Source organism: Roseibium sp. MMSF_3544, from assembly GCF_030732845.1.
Lineage (GTDB): Bacteria > Pseudomonadota > Alphaproteobacteria > Rhizobiales > Stappiaceae > Roseibium.
Genome location: NZ_JASHKA010000018.1, coordinates 15,470 through 36,392 on the forward strand (window position 1 = coordinate 15,470; position 20,923 = coordinate 36,392).

The window sequence follows — 20,923 nt, forward strand, 5'->3', positions numbered from 1 at the left end:
TCTTATCGATTGAGTTTTACGTCGACAAAGACCGGGCAATGATCACTGATTTGTGGATCGCTAAAATCAAACTTTGGTGTTGGAGGAACGGTCACATACGCCCAAAGGGGCTCATTGATGATGACATAGTCGATCGACGTTCGGGCGCTTGGGTTGAACGCTGTACAAGGCAGCTGTTGTCTATGAGGAACTTTAAACATATCAACGGGCTTGCCGTCGTCGAGATCTTTGCGGACAACATCATTTGCACGATCAATTTGTCTATTGAAGTCGCCGAGTAACGCTACTTTCTGCTCGGCCTCAGATTTTCTATCTAACCAATCTTCCAATAGGGGAATTTGCTTGGCAAGCGTCCGACAAGTGCCGCTGGAGTTCAGGTTATTGTCAGAAAAACAGCCTGACTTGAGATGAATTGAGGCCACCCAAATTTCTTCTCCATCAACCTCCAGAAGAACCGCGGTACCCTCGCGAAGCCTATCTTTCTTGCCGCCTAGATTGTTGAGCGCGATACGTTCAGTACCAACGATTTTAGCGGCGTCGCGGCGCACGACAACGGCGGTGTAAATGTCACGCTCTGTGTCGGTGTCTAATTGGTCGGGGTTATCGTTGAGATCGTCATCAAGTCTCTTGGAGAAAACCATATCCCAGTCTGTGCTTGGGAACAGAAGTCTTACACCTGCTGGTGCTCCGATCTCTTGCAGACCAATTACATCGGCATCCAAGTCTTCGATAACCTGGCGTATTGCTTTGTAGTCTTCGCCATAGCGCGTTGTGCCTTGGCTACCGTCCCTATTCGGTCGTAGGTGCTCTCCTTCTACGTGCCAAAAGTTTTCTATGTTCCAGGTCGCAAGCCGCAATTCACCTGTTGCGGACATCGCAGTCGACGTTGTAGGCGCAGCCAACGCAATTGACGAGATCGCCGATGTAGCCGACGGAGTTAAAGCTACGCCGCAATTTGTACCAAATAGCAGTGTTGCCAGTTCCGGTTGATCAACAAAAATATTACGGTTGTCCTGAATCTGCTCAATAGCCTCATTAACACGGCGCTCCTCTGCATCAGGCGGGTCTGCCAGGTGCCAATCGAGCAAAGTGCACAGGTCTCCTAAAGTTGTGCCCTTTCCAGTCAGTTGATCTACGAGCACCAAGTCGGGTTCGGTGCCCGTGCCCTCATAGCGCACATCTATATAAAACATTGCGCGGGCTACATCGCCCTTTATGGCGTCTCTCGGTTCGAAACTGTCATGATCCTTGAACGTGTCCGGTGCTTCGCCTTCAGGAGAGCCACCGTCATCAAAATCCAGGCTTCCGCGGCGACTATTGACTGTAGCATCGGTGTGACGCAGATGATGAAGGTCACTCTTTACGGGTTTTTGTTTCGCACCATGGGATTGCGGCCACAAATGTTCGCGGTTCCAGCCGTTTTGGTTGTCTTGATTTACCCTTCGAGACTTTTTTTGGGAGCGATTGGTATAAAAGAGGATCAGGTTTTCGGGATTTGCTGGGTCTTCGAAAATCTGTTCGAGGGCGTCATAAGCGTGAGTGTAGCTAATCCTCGAATGACCTTGCTTTAGTGTCGCGTGAATGTTTGCTCTCAATTGAGTTTCGTCAAATGTTTGCGCTGCGACGCTGGCAAGAAAGGTAATCACCGATATCAAAGTTATCACCGTAGCCGTGAGAAAATTCATTTCCATGCCTCAAATAAGAGATGAAAAAAATCTGCTACAATCAAGAATGAAAATACGCGTAGAGGTTGTCAAGTTACATGTTACTAAGGGTAACGCTTTCTATGATTGCTTTATTGGGGGGCAAATCTTGATCCTTCGAGCAACCTGATAACCAACTGGAATTTTATGATCAACTTAACGATTCCCAACGACTTAAAAATTTGGTTGCCGCGCTTAAAATTGTCGCGCTATGATTGATTATTAAATCTAAGCATCGAGGTGCAAATGAAACTTGATGAAATTGAAAAGCAATGCGAAGAAGTAAGTAAATGGTGGCGAATTTACTATCATTTACTTATTTCGACCCATATTGTGCTAGGCGTTGTTGGTGTCGCGATCGGCGCTGTAATCGCTGCCGACATTAGCGTTTTTTCTCTGGAAACAAAGTACCTTGGCGTAGTTTCCTCTGTCATAGTTGGAATTGTTTCTTTCGTTCAACCTGGGCGTATGGCGAGTGTTTTCTACAGTGCTTTCTGGCGCCTAAAGGTTGCTATATTGCAGTCGAAATTATCGAACGATAATGCTGAACTTCTGTTGATTGCGTTGTCAGAAGGTTATGAGCGAATATCGGCAGTTCAGCCAGAGGAATTGAGAAAGCAAAAACAAAAAGAGGGCTAGTGAATTTTTTTTTGATAGAACTAAGAACTTAATAATAGGAGAAATTACTTAGACGATAGGTTCGATAAATTTAGTGAGACTGATTTGAGCGTTAATTTACAAAAAATATTGTTTTGCTCAGTTGTGGTGCCATCGGACTCCGTCGGACAATCCAACAACTATGGTAGACAGAGACTAAACAAGTAACCCTTGTAGCTGTAGCGTCTCTTGGCCCAACCAAATATATTGGAGCGGAAAGATGAATCAATATCAACAGCACCCGTTGGATCTATTTGACCCTCATCGTAAGGGCTATAAAGCTGTAAATGGATGGGCAATGGCTTGGGCTTCGAATTTAGCTTACAAATCTGAAGCGCAGATCAGGGGCGCGTTCGATGGTTTCTCTCAAATAGATGATTGTAAGATTAAGTACTTTGAGGATAAGCGCAGTGGCGCGGAGGCCTACGCTATATCTACTCGAACCTTTGTACTAATTGCCATACGCGGTACAAATGACCTAACGGATATTCGATACGACACCAGGGCTTGGTTGCAAAAATTCGAAGGTGGTGGGAGTGTCCACCATGGATTTCTTGAGCAACTAGACGCTATTTGGGAGAAGTTAGCGTGTTTCGTTCACAGAGAAACCGATCGAGTAGCAAACAAAAAACTTTGGATTACTGGCCACAGTCTCGGCGGTGCTATTGCCGTATTGGCCGCCACGCGATTCCTGGATGACAAAAGTTGCAGCTTCAATGACCAGTTTGAATTTGGTCACCTATATACGTTTGGGCAACCACGTGTTGGAAACAAGGAATTTGTAAACTATGCGAAACCACTGCTGAAGGGAAAGTACCATCGGGGAACCAAGGCGAATGACATGGTGGCTAACGCGTTGCCACCCAATATTGTTTATAAGCATTTCGGGGCGGAATGGTATGTAAAGCGCTCTGGCAAAATCAATCCATCAGTGCGCTTAACTACAAAATCTTGGGATAGACGTGCTGGTCAACTGGCTTTCGTTATCAACTTACTGCCAAACTTGATGTTTAAGAGGGTATTTGCATTGTTTTACGACCATAGGCTAGACAAATACGAGCGACATTTCTTTGACAGTTACCAAAATGCTCTGAAAAGGCAAGGCCGAAGAACGCATGCAAAAGATTAGGGGCTCGGTGACACACGCAAGTGCACCTTATAGATGATGTCCTGGCCACGATAACGCTGCACATCCGTTTGTATGCTATCATTGAAGACGGCATCAGGGTAACTGCCTGGAAAGCAGCCGTAGTTCTTGTTTAGAATTTAAGTTTAATACCTGCAGTAAATAGTTCACGCTCCTTGCCCGTACGGTAATCTTCGCCGTTCTCGTATCCTAGGCTCAGAGCAGTATTTCCCTTATCGTCAATGTTGTAGTTGAGACTTGATGAAAACATCCAAGCCTCTTGGCCGGTGTTCAAATCGCGATGGTAGGGAAAAGTTAGCTTTGCGAATAGTTTTCGTTCTAGTTTTTCCGGATAAAGCCAAATTGTTGCGTCAAGAGCGCCGCCGACCCACCAATATCCAGAGTTATCTTCCAAGTTGGTTTTTCCTGCGCGGTCGACTTGTTGAAATAAAGTGTCGGCTTGAGCCAACCAAGTGAAACCAATGGGTAGGTTCGGAACCGACTTGTAACTTCCTAGCGCAATCGGAGTGATGTAAGGCTGCCAACTTGCTTCAGCGCCGTAGATTCGTCCCTCAAACTCGAAATCGGTTTGAAAGCTTGGACTAAAGTTGAAAACTTGGATACCTTTCGTGAAACCGCCAAAAACCTCAACTTGGTTGTCGAGGCCGAAGATTAGTTTGTCTCGTTCAGCGTCGGGGCTGCCAGTGCTTTCAAGATAGTCAAAGTCTGCCCAAACGGCAGATGCCAATCCCGAAACAAAAAGATCGTTCGCAGCTTGTCCCCTTGGACGCTCAACCCTTGTGTTGCGATATAGTACGAAAGACGCAACTCCCTTTGCTTGGAATTGGTTATCGTTTGCAGTTTCGTTACGAACAATACTGAATTCCGCTCCGTCTGCCGCAGAAGTTGCTATGGATTTATTGTAAACAGAAATGTTCAAACGGTTGTTTCGTAGAAAGAACCTTTGATCCGATCGCTTTTCGTCTTGTGACGTCTCGTCGGGATCTGCCAAATCGGTAACTTGTCGTGATGGGCCGAAATTTAAGTCAGATAGTACTTCGTCTACTTCTGTCTCGGAATAGGTTCTACCCAACTTAACGTCTCTGTCCTTCTCAATATTTGCAACTTCATTTGGATCCAATCGTCCATTTACGGGATCGGAGTCATACTTACGCAGAACACGGTTCTGCAGATGCAGTATGTAGACTGACTGCTCGTCTCCCACATCAATTCTACCGTTTTCATTGAAATCGTATTTTCTGAGTTGTTCAATGGGCAGTCCGAAAGCAGTGTTTTCAAATCCACCGATCGCCAAAATGAAAACAGATCCGTATAGACCAAGGGCTCTCCCAAAAGATATAAATTTATCAGGGAGTAAGCGTGTAACCATTGTTGCGATACCACTGCTTGATCGCATCGTTGTATTCTCCGACTGTGCTTGTGTGGCGTACATCATCGGGATGCATCGATACCCCGTCGTCTGCGAATGGTTGTGCCTCGTGAACCTCGTAAAGGAATGCCGCCCTGGCTGGGCCACCTCCTGGTAGATATAAATCGAGAGAGTCGGACACCCGAACTAATATCCAATCACCGGTATTGTTAAAACGCTTTTGAGCTAGAAGTCTCTTTAGCGATATCAATATTATTTGTCGGCTTTGTTGGGTCATGTCTAAATTCTTGACGCTGAGTTAATTTATTCAATTGAAATTTAACGATTTAGTCAACTGGAATTAGGTGTATTTTTTACATATCCAACAAGATAGATACTCTCAAGTTATCCATAATGACAGCATAAAAAAGGTTTTCATCCAAAGTTACAATATCTTAGGATGAGGAAGTTTTGTTTGCAACTAAACGAAATTTACCCGTTCGACAAAAGAAAGCGGTTCAATCTGGATCCGTAACGTAGGGCGTCAATAAATTCGAAATGCCGAACTGAGATTTGCTCCAACTCCGCCCACCTTCGATTGGGGCAAACGAATTTGCGCTCCATCGAATGCGTTAGTTGGCTAGAAACGACCTACAGCACAACTGACCAGTCCGAGCTTGAATGCGATGCTATTGCATTATTGCGATTGAGCCAGACTATGGCGCTCTCCTCTTGGCCACGTTCTTCCCAATCTGATAGCAGTGCAACGCGCAAGGGAAGTGACGGATTGTGATACCTTCGATTACGGTCTCTCGTGTCAGCGTCTTAGTCGTCGCACCAATCGGCGACTTGGTGTCGGCGTTCCTTTTCGCAAGCTCGATCAGTCCGAGCAGTTCTCCTGATTGGTTGCCGGCATACCGATCCGACCACTTGATCTCATATGCCCAGGCCGGCTTGAGCCTGGCAGGATCGACGCGCACCAAGTCGACTTCGAGATGTTGGCGTCCTTTTTTCCATCTCGCATAGAAAATGTCTTTCATGCGGTCCGAATGGAACCATTGACTGAAGATCGCCGTCTCAGCCATGGCACCCATCGGCTCGTCGCCATCACTGACCGGCGCGAACAGAGCAGAGCGCATTGAAGGGTTTGTGAGATAAACCTTGAAATTCCGCATACGCTTAAATGTTTTGCCAGTCTCATCGACACGTTTGACTCGGACGATCAAAAAAGCTGCTTCAAGGTAGTCGAGATATCTGGTGATCGTGTTCTTTGCGACACCAGAGCTTTGCGCTAGGCCGTCCAGGCTGATCTCCTGGCCGGTGTAATAAGCAATTGTCGTGAAGAGACGATTGAGTTCCTGGATGTCCTGGATGCCATAAAGGCTCGGCAAATCGCGAAAAAGCACCTTGTCGATAATGTCCCGTCCAAGATAGCGCTGAACATCCTCTTGTATGCTCTCATTTAAGACGGCCTCAGGGTAACCGCCGAAATTCAGATAGTTGATGAACTCCTCGTTTAACCGCCCGATATCACTGGTGCGGTAACGGATGCTTGCGCCGCCTTCCGCAACGCTGATCAATTGGCTCTCAAGACCCCTGAACGCCAGAAATTCTGCGAACGTCAGCGGTGGCAAAAAGAAATCAGTAAATCGTCCAGCCCCCGATTCCTGACTTTTGAGTTTCAGGGCGGCCGCGGCTGAACCGGATGCGATAAAACGCGTATTGGGGTGTTTGTCCGTCAGAACTTTGAGATGGACCTCCCAGTCTTTAAGATACTGGATTTCATCGAAAACAACGATCCTGCGCTCGTTTGGACCGTGATCTGATTGCTCTTCAAAATATGTAATCAATCGATCGAGTGGAATGCCGCTATAAAGAGGCGTGTCTATCGATACAAAGAGGATCCTGTTCCCAGGGAAACCATCGTTTATGGCATCATCGATCAACTGGCGCAGAATGACCGTCTTACCGACGCGGCGTGGCCCCATGAGAATGGTCGAACGCCTTACATTCCACTCAAATGCCAGCTTGGCGAACGGTGCAAAATAGGCACGTTTAAGAGCATATCTATCCTTCGGAACAGAGTATGTTTCATTCCACTAGGGATTGTCACGATTTAGACTTTTTAGAATATCTTCTTTGGAAATTTCCAACATGTTTAATTAGTGTCAGAGTGCTGATATTAAGTCAACATCAGATACAATATATTGTTAATATTAGATAATTTGAATTCTGATAGTGCTAAAAACACAAAAAAACACCGCCTCTGTCTCGCTAAACTGACACTAAGCACATCGCGTGTCGGTGCAATCTCTAGACGAAGAGTTGGAGTTTTCATTTTCATGCTGTTAGGCATCCGGGCGGGTGCTATTGCGCTAGGCTTGTTCCACACCAAGCTTCACCGAACCACTCTCAAGGGGCTGATTCGGCCAATGCTGGTAACGCCCCCTGATGCTAGGTGAATGGAGGCAGCGAGGACGCTGCCACTTCATTTTTGGCGCACAGGCAACCTGTGCTTTGAACCCTAATTCCAGCTTATTTCAAAACCTGAAAATTGAAGAAGGGCTTCGAAACATAAGCGCTGCCAGCGCCAGCAAAGCTGGCGGGCAGAGCTAACATTCCGGTCCCTTTTGAATTTTCAGAACTTGAACGATCGCCCGTCAAGGTCGGCGCCGATTAATCGGCGCCGGCATGTTTGTCGTCGGTTCTGGGGCGCTCGCCGCTTGGCAAGGGTTCGAGCGACAGGGGGAAGAGGTTTCTCCGTTTTCGAAACCCAGACCAACGGAGGAAACGATGATCCAACTCCACGCACAACCATATGATACCAGCGCTAAAGGCTTTTATTTCAGCAGAGCCAGTAAATACGCCACGAGCGCGCTTAATAACCGCAACAGCTGCGGTGACATTGTCGAAGAATACGAAATCCAGTTCATCGATGGGGAAGACATAGACTGCGCTCTCGCAAAAGCTTGGGGGCTAAACCAAGCCAACTTCGGCGCGTTTTTGGAGGCCGCCGAAGACTGGGAGGACGACGATAGAACCCGCTACGTCATCGCCGTCGGTGAATGCGGCTATTCGCATGAACAGGTCGCAGATGATTCCACCCGAGTCGATCGGACATTCTACCAACTCTCCAACATGAAGGAACTGGCGGAGCAATTCGTCGATGAGGGGTTCTACAGCGAGATCCCCGAGAAACTCCAATTCTACATCGACTACGAGGCAATCGGCCGAGACCTCTCGGTTGACTATTCCGAAGTCACCATAGCCGGAACCCATTTCATTGTTCATTGCGCCTGATTGCATCTCAGAGGCCAGCCAGCCCCGTCCTTGCTGGCTTCAAAGGTGCAATTCCGCATCATTTTTTGAAAAGGAGAAATCCAATGAGACTTGAACATATTGAATTCGATAATCTGAGTGTGTCAGCGCTGAACGTGCGCAAAAACGGCGAGAAAAACGGGGATGATCTCATCCCGAGCCTGAAATCAATCGGGGTGATCCAGCCCCTGCTGGTGCGCCCCGCAAGAGACGGGGAGGGCGGTAGCCCGACAGGGAATCCCAGAAAAGGCGAGGGGTTCGAAGTGATCGCGGGTCAACGCCGCCTGTCTGCCTTGCGGCAAATTGCCAAGGATGATGCTGTCGATCCTATCCCCTGTCTTGTCATGAGCGAAGACGATGATGCAAAGGCGATAGAAGCCTCACTCGCTGAAAACATCGCCCGTCTTCCAATGGATGCCATCGACCAGTTCGAGGCTTTTCAAGCCCTGATCAAGCAAGGTCAATCGGTTGAAGACATCGCGGAGCAATTTGGGGTCACGACACGCCTTGTGCAGTAAAGGCTGGGTATTGCCAATCTCTATCAGCCGATCCGAAACGCGTTTCGCGGCGAGGAATTCAATGCCTCCACACTTCAAATCCTGACAATGGCGACGATGCGCCAGCAAAAGGAATGGTACAAGCTGCACAAATCGGAGGATGACTATTCACCTCAAGGATATCAGCTGAAAAACTGACTCTTTGGCGGGGAACAAATTCGGGTCTCCAACGCCGTCTTCGATCTTGAGGGCTTTGAAGGTACAATCATCAGCGACCTCTTTGGCGAGGAGGCTTATTTCTCCGATCCCGACCTGTTCTGGCAACACCAGAACACGGCAATCGCCGCGCTTGTTGCGCAATACAAGGACGATGGTTGGTCAGATGTAATCCTGCTTGAACGAGGAGAGTACTGGAATGCTTGGGACTATGTAGACACAACCAAGGAGGATGACGGCAAGGTCTTAATTCACGTCTCGCATGATGGTGAAGTCACGCCTCATGAAGGGCAGCTATCTCTCTCCGAGGTCAGAAGGCGAGAAAAGGCGGGAGCCGATGAAGCGCAGCAGGTGGAGCGACCAGACCTCACAAAGCCCATGCAGAATTATCTGGATTTGCATCGCCACGCGGTCGTCAGAGACGAACTCTTCAATCGTCAGGAGATCGCACTACAGCTTGCCGTTGCACAAATGATTGCAAGCTCGGAGCTTTGGACGGTCTATTCCGATCCGCAAAAGGCGGCGACCGAAGCAATCGCAGCGAGCCTGAAAAGCAATGCAGCTGAAGACAGAATTTCAGGTAAACGCAAAGCCGTATTGGAACTGCTCGGCCTGAACGACAACAGCGATTGTCTGATTTCTGCAAAGGGTGAATGGGGCAAGTCCCATGACGTTCATACCATCTTTGCCAAGCTGCGGAAACTTACGGTCGCGGACGTCCTGACCGTCCTGACATACGTTGTCGCCGAAACGCTGCCTTGTGGTTCAGAGATAGTTGAGGGACTTGGCACACTGCTCAATGTCGATATGGCTGAAAACTGGAAACCTGACGAGACCTTCCTTGATCTGTTAAAGGACGAAGAAGCGATTAATGCCCTGCTGAAGGAGATCGCCGGCAAGGCGGTCGCGGACGGTAATCTCACCGCAACTACGAAAGCCCAGAAAAAGATCATCCGGGACACATTGAACGGATCAAACGGGCGTGAGAAAAACTCAAGCTGGCAGCCGCGCTATATGGAGTTCCCGATGAGAGCTTATACAAAGCGGGGCGGCATTGATGCGATCACTCGGCACAAGGCCATAAAGAAGCACTATGCGGCCTGACAAAAAACCGCCTCGCCGAGTTTCGGCGGGGCAGCTTTCTCAACGAACATGCCATTCGATTGCCGATGCGCTAGTAAGGGCGAAGATCACAGTTGATCGCCTCTACGTAAGTCTTGACGCTGAAAACAACCCAGAGCAGTATATCGAGTAGCAACCCTGTGTATTGCAATTTTTCATAGCGAGGGGCGGAGGCGACGATGGGGATCAAGGTTACCTGCTGGAACGTCAAGGAATTCGGAAAAATAGCGAAAACGCAGGCTGCCATGAAGCGCAGAGTCAAGGGTGTCGCGGAACATATCAAACTTAGAGAGCCAGACATATTTGGGGTGTTGGAAGTCGATCATATCGACATACTTCAATTCATCGAGGACGAGTTCCCTGAATACGATTTCGGCTTTACCGAAGGTCTGGATGAAAAAAACAAAGCATCGAAAGAAATTCTGGTCGGATGGCGCCGCTCGGAAGACTTGGATCAGGTCACCTTCTCGCAAAAGCGGCAGTTTAATCTCTACAATCCTTACCTGCGACCCGGGGCGCTGCTATCATTCCGAATAAAGAATTCTTGGCACAATATTCTTTTTCTTCATACCGATAGCGGCACTGAAGCCAGAGACTTTGGCAACAGATATGAAATGTTCGACAAAGTGTGGAGTCTCAGGAAAGCTCTCGACAAAAAAGTTGGCAATCGTCGCGAGCGCCTGATTGTAGTCGGCGATCTGAACACGATGGGTCTTCAATACCCGACAAGCCGAAAAGCCGACCTGATTATTGACGGGTCAAAAGAGATTTCCGCGTTGGAACAATTTGCGGAAAAGAATGCAATGCGCCTGGTGATCAAAAGTCACGACACGACTTGGCGGAAACTCGGCAAGAACTGGGAGTCGAATCTCGACCATGTCATGGCCAGCAATGTTGTGGATTTCAAGAAGCTAGGCAAACGAGGGAATGATGGTAAAGACTTTGAGGTTTTTGTCGATGGCTGGGTCGACAAAGATGAGGCCGACCGCGAAGCCTTTATCGAAAAACTCTCAGATCACTGCTCACTCAGCTTCGAAATAGAGACATAAAAATCATCCACCAATTTGTCATGGCGCGTTTTCATTTCGTGACAGTGCCCATGGCGACTTGTATTACCTAGACTTAGCCACCTGCAGGTGCTGAAACTCAAACGAAGTCGCCCTTCATTGCGGGATGCGCAGATTTCGATTGAGGATTGCAAGGTCGGCTTTCCGACAATCGATCCAAAATGCGCCTGACTTAAGCACCCCCTATGCCCTGCGAAAAATGGACTACTTAGGTACTACACAAGTCGTGAGATACCCAACATGTTCTGAAATTATCATTGATTAAAGAATTGTGTGTTTGCGCAGCTAGACCAGTCCATACCGCGCATCGGCTTCACGTGAGGCACCTGCCTCACAGACCGTACGGGACGAACAGCGCGTACTGACTTGACAGGTTTCACTTGGCGCATTGGGCGCATCGGTCCACCTAACGCGTTGGCAGAGAACAGGGCAGGTTTGTTAGACCTGTCGTAAAGCCAGCCATTGTAAATCCAGCCAAGCAAGCGACCTGAGAACGAATACACCTTATCATCCGCGAAATAACCAACTGGTTCACCGCTCCATAGGTAAATGTTTTCGCCGTCAGGCGAGTAGCAGGTGGCTTGTCCGTTACTGTCAAAGAATTCCATTCATTGTTCCTAATCGCTTCTTTCGAGTGCATATAGAGATAGTTCGCGCTTTGTTCAACGAAATGGAGTCGCAAGCAATTTACTAACTTCAAGGAAATTCATTGCATGCGAGATTTGGTCTCACGACATAAGCAGTAGTGAGTTGCATTGCAGTATTCAGCGGATGGTGCTTTCAGCCGTCACCCGCTGCGGCTGGACCGAACGACGGCTCTGCGCGCCCATTTCGAACACAACTATCCGATTTAGCATTCTGAAAGTTGACTTGCGTTGCAGCTTGACAATGCGTCTTAGAAGTGCGCTGGCGCAAGTATTTGTGGCCTGCACAAGCGCGTCGAATTTGAACCGAATTGCCGAAGTTCTCGCCATTCCAGAACACTTGACGTGAAAATTGATTTAGTGGTCAAAGCTAACCACGATTTTTTTGTATTCCCAAGTTGTGCCTTACGTCTTGGCCTTAGCAGGCAATCAGAGAACTTCGCGTATCTTCAAACCTTGATGTCCTAGTTTCGCTCTCAGCGTGAAAAATCGTCGTGGAAAACTCTTGCCACAACTTTCTGGCGAGTTGGGTTTCTAAGCAATGGAAAGCTACGGTAATAATATACGGAAACGAAGCGGAATTCGAGAAAGGTGGAAATGTCGGAAACGCTGTTTTTGGAAAGTGCACTAAAGCAGGGTTACGCTTTTGTTCGATCTAAATCTCGCGAGAGAGATGGCGATGCGCTTAACTTCGCTTGGTCAGAGTTTTGCCAATCTCTTTTGCATCCGGAGGATAATTCAGACCCAATTAATTTTACGTATTTTGATAATCTAACAACAATCGAGAAAATATACAGGGTTTCTCTTATTTATGCGTTGGCCCAATCGAAGGCGCGACGCAAAGAATACGCAATGTACTTCACACCGCCTCCTTTGAGTGAGTACGTACTAAACCGTGCGGAATATTTCGGTTGTGACTTCGCTAATCATCTCTTTATCGACCCTGCTGCTGGAGGTGCTTCATTTCTCGGCCCTATTGCGAGTCGCATGAGTGCCCGAGGAGCGACGTCCGCGCGGATCGCAAGCGCCTTGCGTGGAGTGGAAATCGATCCAGCTCTTGCTGACTTCGCGCGCGCGGCAGCTCGCTGCGTAATTAACATACCGGTCGATCATATGGTGATCTGTGGCGATGGTCTCGAATATGGTGCACCAGAGAGTTTCGACGCAGTCATCGGAAATCCACCCTATAGGGTTTTGTCACCCTCACAGCGCAAACGAATGCCCGCTTGGGCGCAACCAATACTTGGCAATTATGCAAACCTCTATTCACTTTTCCTTCTTAGAGGCCTTCACCTACTAAGAGACGGTGGTCTATTAGCGCTTTTAGTGCCGACGAGTTTTGTTACGGGCAACTACTTTCGTTCGCTCCGGAGATACATTTCTGAAAATGCGACCGTCCTTGCGATTGATATGATCGAGCAAAGAAAAGAGTTTTTTCGTGATGTTTCACAGGATGTTTGTTTGTTTGTTTGCAGGAAAACGGGTTCCAGTATTGAAACATATACTGCTCAAGCCCGGTCTGTAGACCGAGACATTCGCTGGCGTAGCGAATCGGGTTATCGCATCAACAGAGCGAATGATGCGCCTTGGGTTCGAACTTCTCAAAAACAATCCGACGTCAATTATCATACGTTGGCAGCTCTTGGTTATTCAGTTCGTTGCGGTCCGATTGTTCACAATCGCGACACAGCCCTGTCAGAGGGAACAAGGCGGCGCCGAAGGAATGCCGTTCCTTTAGTTTGGGGCCACGTCATACGTCCGTATGCTGCGGTGGAGCCCGCGTCGAGAAATCGACAACCGGGCGATGGCAAAATAACTTTTGTTTCAACTAATCGACACACACCACCTGTGACCAAACCATCTATCGTTTTGCAAAGAACAAATAGTGGGGACCAGGAGAATCGAATTCGAGCCGGCTATGTCGATGAAACCTGGATAAGCAAATATGGTGGATTCTATGGCGAGAACCATGTTGTCGTCATCTCTCCTGATCCGACCAAAAAGCAGCGATGCTCACTAAAGATATTGCTAAAACTCATTTCAACAAAGGCTGTGGACCGTCGTCTGCGCCCAATGTTGTCTTCCAATAGCATAAACGTAACCGCCTTGCGCGAACTGCGGTTACCGAATCTCTCGGTGCACAAACTCAGGTCTTTGGAGTATTGCGACGATATTCAACTCGAAGCTGCGATTGAAGAGGCTTATGATTGATGTCGAAGCGCGGACGAAATCGGCTTTGGACGCAGGAGACGCAGCCTGATCAGCGCTCTCTTAGAGAAGAGGAAAAAAAGACGCTTGCGGCGAGAATGCGGGAAACCGCTAGGGCGAAGCGAACCGATACTTCAAAAAAATGTTTGTCCCGTAAATCGCGATTTGATCCGCAAAAAATCGTACTATTGCGCAGCGGGAACTTAGAAGACGCACCATTAGCCATAGGAATGGCGAACGCGGTAAAAGCTTTCCGTCAAGTCTTACTGGATCGGCAGTCTACGGTGATTCTCAATTGGCCAAACGGAATCCCCGGAGTATCCGCTCTGCACAGTTTAGCGTTTCTCTGCGAATTGGCCGAGGGGCCGGATGAGTTTAAAGGCTTCACCACAGTTTTTTATCCGGCAAGTGCGCGCACGGGTGCCAACCAAAGGGCATTGCTAGTCAAAAGAGATTGGCTCGTTTCCATTAACGGTCCTTGGTTGAATGCGCATTACTCAAACCTGTCCAGTACTTCGAAGGGGCCTGAAAAGACACAAGCTCGCTTTCACAACATGCTTGCGCGTGCGAAAGATTTGGGGCCGGAAGCGCTATCGAGTTTCCCACGGGCTAGAGCGATCGTCGAGCGCACTGGCGACCGGGGCCATCCAACTTTGTTCGAACTAATTGCGCGTCGTAGGGTCGACGCTCGCGGAGAGGTTTCTCCACCAGAAGCAAGCTTCTTCGATAGATCCAGGCGTCTGTCTGAACTACTAACGTCGAAGAAAAGCGCCGCCGACAACCAACGAGTCGAAGCTGTCGACCCTGAGACAACGCCGTGGTTGTTGTCGACAATTCACGGCGCAAGCCCGCAAACAAGTTGGGGGGCTTGCACACTACCAAGCAAGCGAAAACCAGATGTTATTTTGTTAGATCTTCAATACCGAGCGCGCGCAAGACTTGGAGAAAACTGGCGACAAGAAATTTCAGGAGTGATTTCCAAACTTCGGCATGGCGATCAAGAGCTACCGCTTGCTCTTGTGACCGACGATCCTTTTGTTGCGACCTTTTTGAAGTGGGAGCTGTGCCGAAAGCAAAAAGGACGTGAGAAGAAACGCGCTCTGCCCGTGGCCTTTGTTCGCCAACAAACTTCAGAGATATTGTCTTCTACCGCCGCGGAAGAAAGACAACACGCAAGCGCAAGTACTGAGATCACGGCCGAGATTTTCGCAAGTGATGTTGCGATCTTTGCAACAAAAGCGATGGAGTTAAGAAGGAAAGTATCTGGAATTTCTGGTGGTGCCATAGCGCGATCCATCGCAGGATGTCTCTCTCGCCTTCGTTCAATCGCCAACGCACCACTTTCACAATCAGGCGTTAGTGATGTGCTGTACGACACCGATGAGCCTTACTTATCCAGCCGACTTTTGAAAGAATTCGACATTTTGTCGGCGGTCGCTGAGCTGAGAGGTTACGCTACGAAATCTGGCGGATTCGAAAACGATATCTTGTCACTCGCATCAGAAGCGATTGAGCTGGCAAAGTCGCTATCGTCGGAGGCCGCGGCCACAACTGGCAAACTCTACCGTTCAAAGTTGCAGACGTTACCCAGACGCGGAACGAGAACACTTGTTGCGACTGCGGGTGTTTCTACGACCCAACTTCTAGAGCGTTGGATAGAAGCCGACGAAAGCTTATCCGAAGTGGCGGATCGGCTCGGTGAGAAATTTGACATTGCCCCAGCACGAGATGCGATTAGAAAAATCGAATTAGCAGCAGCCTCCACGAAGCCATACGGTCACGTTCTTTTGCTGTCGACGTCGCCGCGCGACGCACTTGCAATCCTAGCGCACCCAGCGTGCCCGCCGAGGATTCAGATTGTCAGCGACGCATCTACCGCTAAGTTTTTAGCAGATTACGGAAAATCGCTCCTACAGTATTGGCCTGAAAATGACACGGGCCGCCATCTCATTCGCAAAACCTTAACGCACATCGATGCCAGCCTTGAACGTCGAATAGCCGACCTACCTGAATTTGCGTTTGGAGAACCGTCTAACTCTGGAACACCAATTCTCGATTTAACCGCGCAATCAGCTGGGTCGAGGTCTTCAAAGTTTGCTATTCACACCGTCGATGGCGACATTATACAAGCAAATTCTCAGACCGCGTTTGTTACCCGAGTTCCGGCTGATCTCGAAAAATTTGAATCCGTTCGTGCGAACAAAATTTCACAAGGCCGCGAAATACTTGTTCCTGGACCAGCGTTTCTAGAAGCTGTGGAATCATCCTATGAGTTTCGCGCGGCCGCAGCCCCTCTCTTAGCGGACTACCACAATGCGATTACGCAGCGGGTCAATGCACATGGTCAGAGCCCCTTTTTAGTAGCGACAGACATTCTTGCGCGCATGGATTGTGATCCAGCGCCGACCATAAAAAGCGTGCGACGTTGGCTAAATGTCGCGTCTCAGCAAGACGTGCCCATCGAACTTCGTACGCCTCAAGCACCTCGCACTTTTGATCATTTTTCTGCTTTTTCGCAAGCCCTCGGAATCGACGAGACAATCACCGAAATCTACTGGTCACTTGCAGTTGTCGCGACGCGGGGTGGGCGAATTCGATCGGGTCTTCAGCTGCGAAAGTTATACACGGCGGCTCTCATAGATCCTGACGCCCTTATCAGACAAAACAGTGCGGCACGCCCGCTTATCGACAAAATCCAGGACTTGTCAGCGGAGTATGTCAGCGAAGTGCTATTTATTGAGCGCCTTCGATCGGAGGACACATGAAACCTGTACCTTTAAGACACGCAGACATTGAGAACCTTGAAGAGTTGAAAGAAGGAGTTTGCGATAGCCTAATCAATCTCACTTTTCAGCGCGTTAGCGGATTTGGTCCGAGCGGTGCCGTGGTGTTTGGCCGCAAACCCAGTCAACACTTCGTTTCAGGCTTTCTGCTTCCCGGATTTGATCCAACATATGAAAAAGATGAGACCAGTGATATTCGCATCAATACTTTGGGTATTGACTTCGCGATTGAAGATGAAATCGGTACTGAGTTCGAGGTGACGGGCAACTTCAGCGTCTACATTCGAGGATTGCCAACATGGGATGAGCTCTGCTCTGACCGCTATGATCTGTTTCCGGTTTTTCAGCCGACGTCCGAATTAAGGACGCAACTCAAAACCGCAGTCAAACAAAGACTTGAGAACTGGAAATTAAAACATGGTCAAGGGTCGAGCTGGGCTGACTATCAGACGGCCAAGCAGGAAGCTTATTCTACGGCGTGCAAAAAAATGGGACTTCCAGCGCCAAATATAGACCTCGATGAGGTTGCACTTCAACAACTCGTCGAGGATTCGGAAGACAACGTGCGGACTGAAGACGAAGCAGAGGTTCCGCTTGAAGAGGCTCTATACACAAGACCAAACGCTCAAATCCCAGATGCGCTCGCGGAGCCAATGCAATCGCCGGAGGTATGGATAAGAATTCCTGTCACTCTGGGACCGTGGACTGTCGATGTGACGAATGAACTAACTTCCCAGGCGCATGAACTCACAAACTCAATTGAGAGCCGGATCATAGATGCTGTGAAGTTGTGGCTGTCCTCCGATGAGGGGGATCAGCGCGCATATCGAGAAAGAAACATAAAACCTTCGGATTGTCAGTCAAAGGAAACTTGGGAATCGTATCTGGCAAAATGCAGAAAAACGGCTCCTAGCGTAGACCAACTCCTCCCCAATCCGTTCGATTTGAAGTTGATTTTGCAATCTAGTCCGGACCGGAGAGCAAAAAAATCGAAGCTTGTCAGAGTCGCTTTCGAACACCACGGGAGGCGTCCCGCAAATACACGCCAATCCTTTGTGGAGCCAGCCTGTTTTCAGGTTTCGATATCAGCAAAAATTTTGACCTCAGCGCTACGAAAGCTTCCGCTCGACCGCGTTAAACCAAGCTACCGATATCGTCACTACATGTCACAAGCTGGAATGGGAGTGAATTGCGGTGTCGAGCAGATCACAGACGATACAAAAACTGAACTGCGTTCAACCTGGGCTCCGCGCTATGTTTTACCGCGCCAAGTGCCCCGTTCTGGTTCAAAGGTTCGACGGGACTATAAAACGTTGAGTGATCCAAACTTTCCAGTCAGCGATCTCTCGATGCTATCAAACGAGTACGATGCATGGATTGATGGCTTAAGCGCTCGGATCGATCCAGCCCGCGGTGTTTCCGACACCAATGAAGCGCTCATCGAACAGCAGAACTTTGAAGAGGACTGCGAGGCCTACCGTATCGAAAGTCAGGACATCACTCGTGGTGTTGACTTACTTGCCCGCTCGCAATCAGCGTTCAAAGCCAATCCGAACGCACCCGCCGGCGCACCATTTCGCGCCTGGGTTATGATGAACGAAACATTCAAAGACGCAGGCGGTGACAAGTTCGTTGAATGGCGATTGTTCCAACTAGCGTTCATTTTGGCCCAGATCGCTGGCTTTGCATCCCGTTTGCCTTCTTATGCCGATGACTTTGACGTCGAGCGTGATGAAGAGACGGCGTCTCTACTATACTTTGCGACCGGGGGCGGTAAATCAGAAGCTTTTTTTGGGACGCTTGTATACCTCCTTTTTCTCGACCGATTAAGGGGAAAGACATTCGGCGTCAGCGCCCTCGTGCGCTATCCGCTAAGGCTGCTGACGGTTCAGCAAGCTCGACGACTATTTCGCTTGCTGGTTCGAGCAGAACTGATCCGGAAGTCTCAAAAACTAGAAGGAGCGCCGTTTCAGCTTGGGTTTTGGGTGGGGAAAAGTAACACACCAAATGGACTCGGCGATCCGAGGCTCGCAGACATTCCGTTCGATGACGCGCCGCGTCCGGTAGCCAACAGTGCCGAAGAACGCAAGTATCTCTCTATACGCAGGGCGCTGAATAAAGTGCCGTCCTGTCCATTTTGCGATCAGGCAACGGAGTTACGCCGACGTCGATGTGAAAGTGCCAATGGCAATCACAGGCTCGCGCTTGTCTGCCTCAACGATAGTTGCCGGTGGAACGTAGAACACCCCAACACCACACCAGAACCCCTACCGTTCTTGCTCGTGGACGAAGATATTTATGCGCGAGCACCGGCGGTAATTCTTGGTACAATCGATAAGCTTGCATTGATTGGCCAACACGACAGCACAATTTCCAAGATATTCGGAATGTTCGGGCTCGCGCGTTCGGCATTTGACGGATTAGAACGGATCGGTGTTCCGAGGGACTACAACCAGAACACCGCGCCGACTGGCCAAGTCGCCTTAAGTCCCCTTGTTAGAGGCGGAGAAGAGCTGTTTTTCGATCCACTCCCGTCTCTCATTATTCAAGATGAAGCTCATCTGCTAGAAGAGAGCTTGGGGGCGTTCGCAGGACTATTTGAAACGGCTTTGGAGCAGGTATTTCGTCAAAACACAGAGTTGTTCGGGGACCGGGTTGTCCGCGGAAAAGCAGATCACAAAGGCCAGCGGGCAATCCGCATGCCAAAGATAATCGCTGCGACAGCGACGGTGTCGGATCCGGCCAGACAAACGGAAGTTCTCTACCAACGTCAGTGTCAACAGTTTCCTCGACCGGGACCGGATCTTTATGAATCCTTTTATTCCCAGCCCAAACGTTCGACAAACGCAGTGCGGCAGGCACTGCAAGACACATCCGACAATGTCGAAGAGGCCGCGCTTTGGTCGCGCGTCTATGTTTCATTTATGACGAATGGCGGAACTCATACCATTACTACGGTTACTATTTTGGCCGCGCTGCATTCAGTAATCACCTCATTGCTGTCGGATCTCTGGTATGAAGGGGACACGGCAGGCCAGGCAAAAGCGGTTGATCGGATGATTTTGGCACTTTCGCCGTCCAATCAAGACAACGTGTCTGTGCTTCGAACCAGCGCATTGGCGAATGCTCGCGACAATAAGCGATTTGATGCACTTGCGAGTCTCGTCGACCTTCATAGAGTGGTACTAACATATGTAACCAACAAAAAAGGCGGCGATGTTGTACTGGACGCGCTGCAAGAAATTTCTGAGGAAACGCACAGGTATGATGGATTACCACGTGACGAGTTGAAACTCGATCTGATCTCCGGCGGTGTCGACATGGAAGGCATCGAAAGGATCATGCGCGAGGCGGATTTAGATCGGACGGAGAATGGCGAGTTCGTTCCGCTAGCGGACGGTCTAAGGAACATCGTCGCCACATCAGCGATCTCTCATGGTGTTGATGTTGATCGTTTCAACTCCATGGTGTTCGCGGGAATACCAAGCAACATCGCTGAATACATCCAAGCCTCGTCGCGAGTCGGTCGGACGCATGTTGGTTTTAGTCTATTGGTGCCTACACCACAGTCTCGACGAGATCGCTATGTTGTTGAAGTCCACAGCCCATTCCATCGCTTCCTTGAACGGATGATTTCACCGCCGGCGATCGATCGCTGGGCTACGCAAGCCATAAGAAGGGTGATGCCAAGTTTGTTTCAAGCTTGGCTCGTTGGTGTCGTAGAACCACGGCTTTTTGAACACCTTTCTGATAAATCGAAAGCGCCACAGATGAATCGGATGCACGATATAAGACGCTACTTAGAACCCATAAAGTTCCAACAACGCTTTCGGTCCAGCTTTACTGAGTTCGTGTTAGCAGCAACTGGCGTGGAAGGTCGGGGTCACCGAAGAATAGGCGAACCATGCAATAGAGTATACTACCGAAACCTCATTCTAGATGAATCCCGTGAAATGTTCGACCTTTTTGTTGGTCCGGAGGCGGAACTAACCGTCAGTAGACTCGACAAGTTTTGGGATGCCAGCACCGATGTCAGTAAGCCAATGATGTCATTGCGAGATGTCGAGGAAAGCGGACAAATTTTTCCGGCCACAGCCCCAACGGGAAGTAAAGGATCAGATAACTACCAAGATCGTGTCGAGCGATCTTTGCAGTTTTTGCGAAAGCAAAGGGCAAGTGGTTCAGAACTAGATGACGAGACAGGAGGCTAGTA

13 protein-coding genes are annotated in these 20,923 nt (G+C 49.1%); 9 read left to right on the forward strand and 4 right to left on the reverse strand.

Translation table 11 applies throughout. The features are described 5' to 3' along the window. Nucleotides 1–2: 2 nt before the first annotated feature. Complete coding sequence (locus tag RBB47_RS22205; protein ID WP_305988084.1) at nt 3–1,685, reverse strand: endonuclease; 1,683 nt, start codon at nt 1,683–1,685, stop codon at nt 3–5. 264 nt (nt 1,686–1,949) lie between these two features. On the opposite strand from RBB47_RS22205, the gene RBB47_RS22210 reads away from it, so the two are divergent. Then, entirely contained in the window at nt 1,950–2,342 is a 393-nt protein-coding gene (locus tag RBB47_RS22210; protein WP_305988085.1) for a hypothetical protein, read from the forward strand. Nucleotides 2,343–2,580: 238 nt separating this feature from the next. Then, nucleotides 2,581–3,489, forward strand: a complete 909-nt coding sequence (locus RBB47_RS22215) for a lipase family protein (protein ID WP_305988086.1) — start codon at nt 2,581–2,583, stop codon at nt 3,487–3,489. A 130-nt stretch (nt 3,490–3,619) separates the two neighbouring features. Here the strand turns inward: RBB47_RS22215 and RBB47_RS22220 are convergent, their stop codons facing one another. Continuing rightward, nucleotides 3,620–4,903 (reverse strand): hypothetical protein, encoded by a 1,284-nt coding sequence (locus RBB47_RS22220; protein WP_305988087.1) that lies wholly within the window; start codon nt 4,901–4,903, stop codon nt 3,620–3,622. Nucleotides 4,904–5,571: 668 nt separating this feature from the next. Beyond that, complete coding sequence (locus RBB47_RS22225) at nt 5,572–6,882, reverse strand: ATP-binding protein (protein ID WP_371932839.1); 1,311 nt, start codon at nt 6,880–6,882, stop codon at nt 5,572–5,574. 766 nt (nt 6,883–7,648) lie between these two features. Between RBB47_RS22225 and RBB47_RS22230 the strand changes: the two genes are divergently transcribed. From RBB47_RS22230 to RBB47_RS22245, 4 genes are all read left to right on the forward strand, one after another. After that, on the forward strand, nt 7,649–8,155 hold the full coding sequence (locus tag RBB47_RS22230) for an antirestriction protein ArdA (protein ID WP_305988088.1): 507 nt from the start codon (nt 7,649–7,651) through the stop codon (nt 8,153–8,155). Nucleotides 8,156–8,238: 83 nt separating this feature from the next. Further along, nucleotides 8,239–8,691 (forward strand): ParB N-terminal domain-containing protein, encoded by a 453-nt coding sequence (locus RBB47_RS22235; RefSeq protein ID WP_305988089.1) that lies wholly within the window; start codon nt 8,239–8,241, stop codon nt 8,689–8,691. A 546-nt stretch (nt 8,692–9,237) separates the two neighbouring features. Beyond that, nucleotides 9,238–9,990, forward strand: coding sequence for a hypothetical protein (locus RBB47_RS22240; RefSeq protein ID WP_305988090.1), 753 nt, complete (start codon nt 9,238–9,240; stop codon nt 9,988–9,990). Nucleotides 9,991–10,187: 197 nt separating this feature from the next. After that, nucleotides 10,188–11,057 (forward strand): endonuclease/exonuclease/phosphatase family protein, encoded by an 870-nt coding sequence (locus RBB47_RS22245; protein WP_305988091.1) that lies wholly within the window; start codon nt 10,188–10,190, stop codon nt 11,055–11,057. A gap of 272 nt (nt 11,058–11,329) precedes the next feature. Here the strand turns inward: RBB47_RS22245 and RBB47_RS31025 are convergent, their stop codons facing one another. Next, nucleotides 11,330–11,683: a 4-fold beta flower protein gene (locus RBB47_RS31025; protein WP_371932831.1), complete on the reverse strand. Its 354-nt coding sequence runs from the start codon at nt 11,681–11,683 to the stop codon at nt 11,330–11,332. A 633-nt stretch (nt 11,684–12,316) separates the two neighbouring features. Between RBB47_RS31025 and RBB47_RS22250 the strand changes: the two genes are divergently transcribed. From RBB47_RS22250 to RBB47_RS22260, 3 genes are read left to right on the forward strand one after another with little or no spacing between them, the layout of a single operon-like run. After that, nucleotides 12,317–13,930 (forward strand): Eco57I restriction-modification methylase domain-containing protein, encoded by a 1,614-nt coding sequence (locus RBB47_RS22250; protein ID WP_305988092.1) that lies wholly within the window; start codon nt 12,317–12,319, stop codon nt 13,928–13,930. Continuing rightward, nucleotides 13,930–16,692: a hypothetical protein gene (locus RBB47_RS22255; protein ID WP_305988093.1), complete on the forward strand. Its 2,763-nt coding sequence runs from the start codon at nt 13,930–13,932 to the stop codon at nt 16,690–16,692. Before RBB47_RS22250 ends, RBB47_RS22255 begins: the two co-directional genes overlap by 1 nt. Next, nucleotides 16,689–20,921, forward strand: coding sequence for a DEAD/DEAH box helicase family protein (locus tag RBB47_RS22260; protein ID WP_305988094.1), 4,233 nt, complete (start codon nt 16,689–16,691; stop codon nt 20,919–20,921). Before RBB47_RS22255 ends, RBB47_RS22260 begins: the two co-directional genes overlap by 4 nt. Nucleotides 20,922–20,923: the final 2 nt, after the last annotated feature.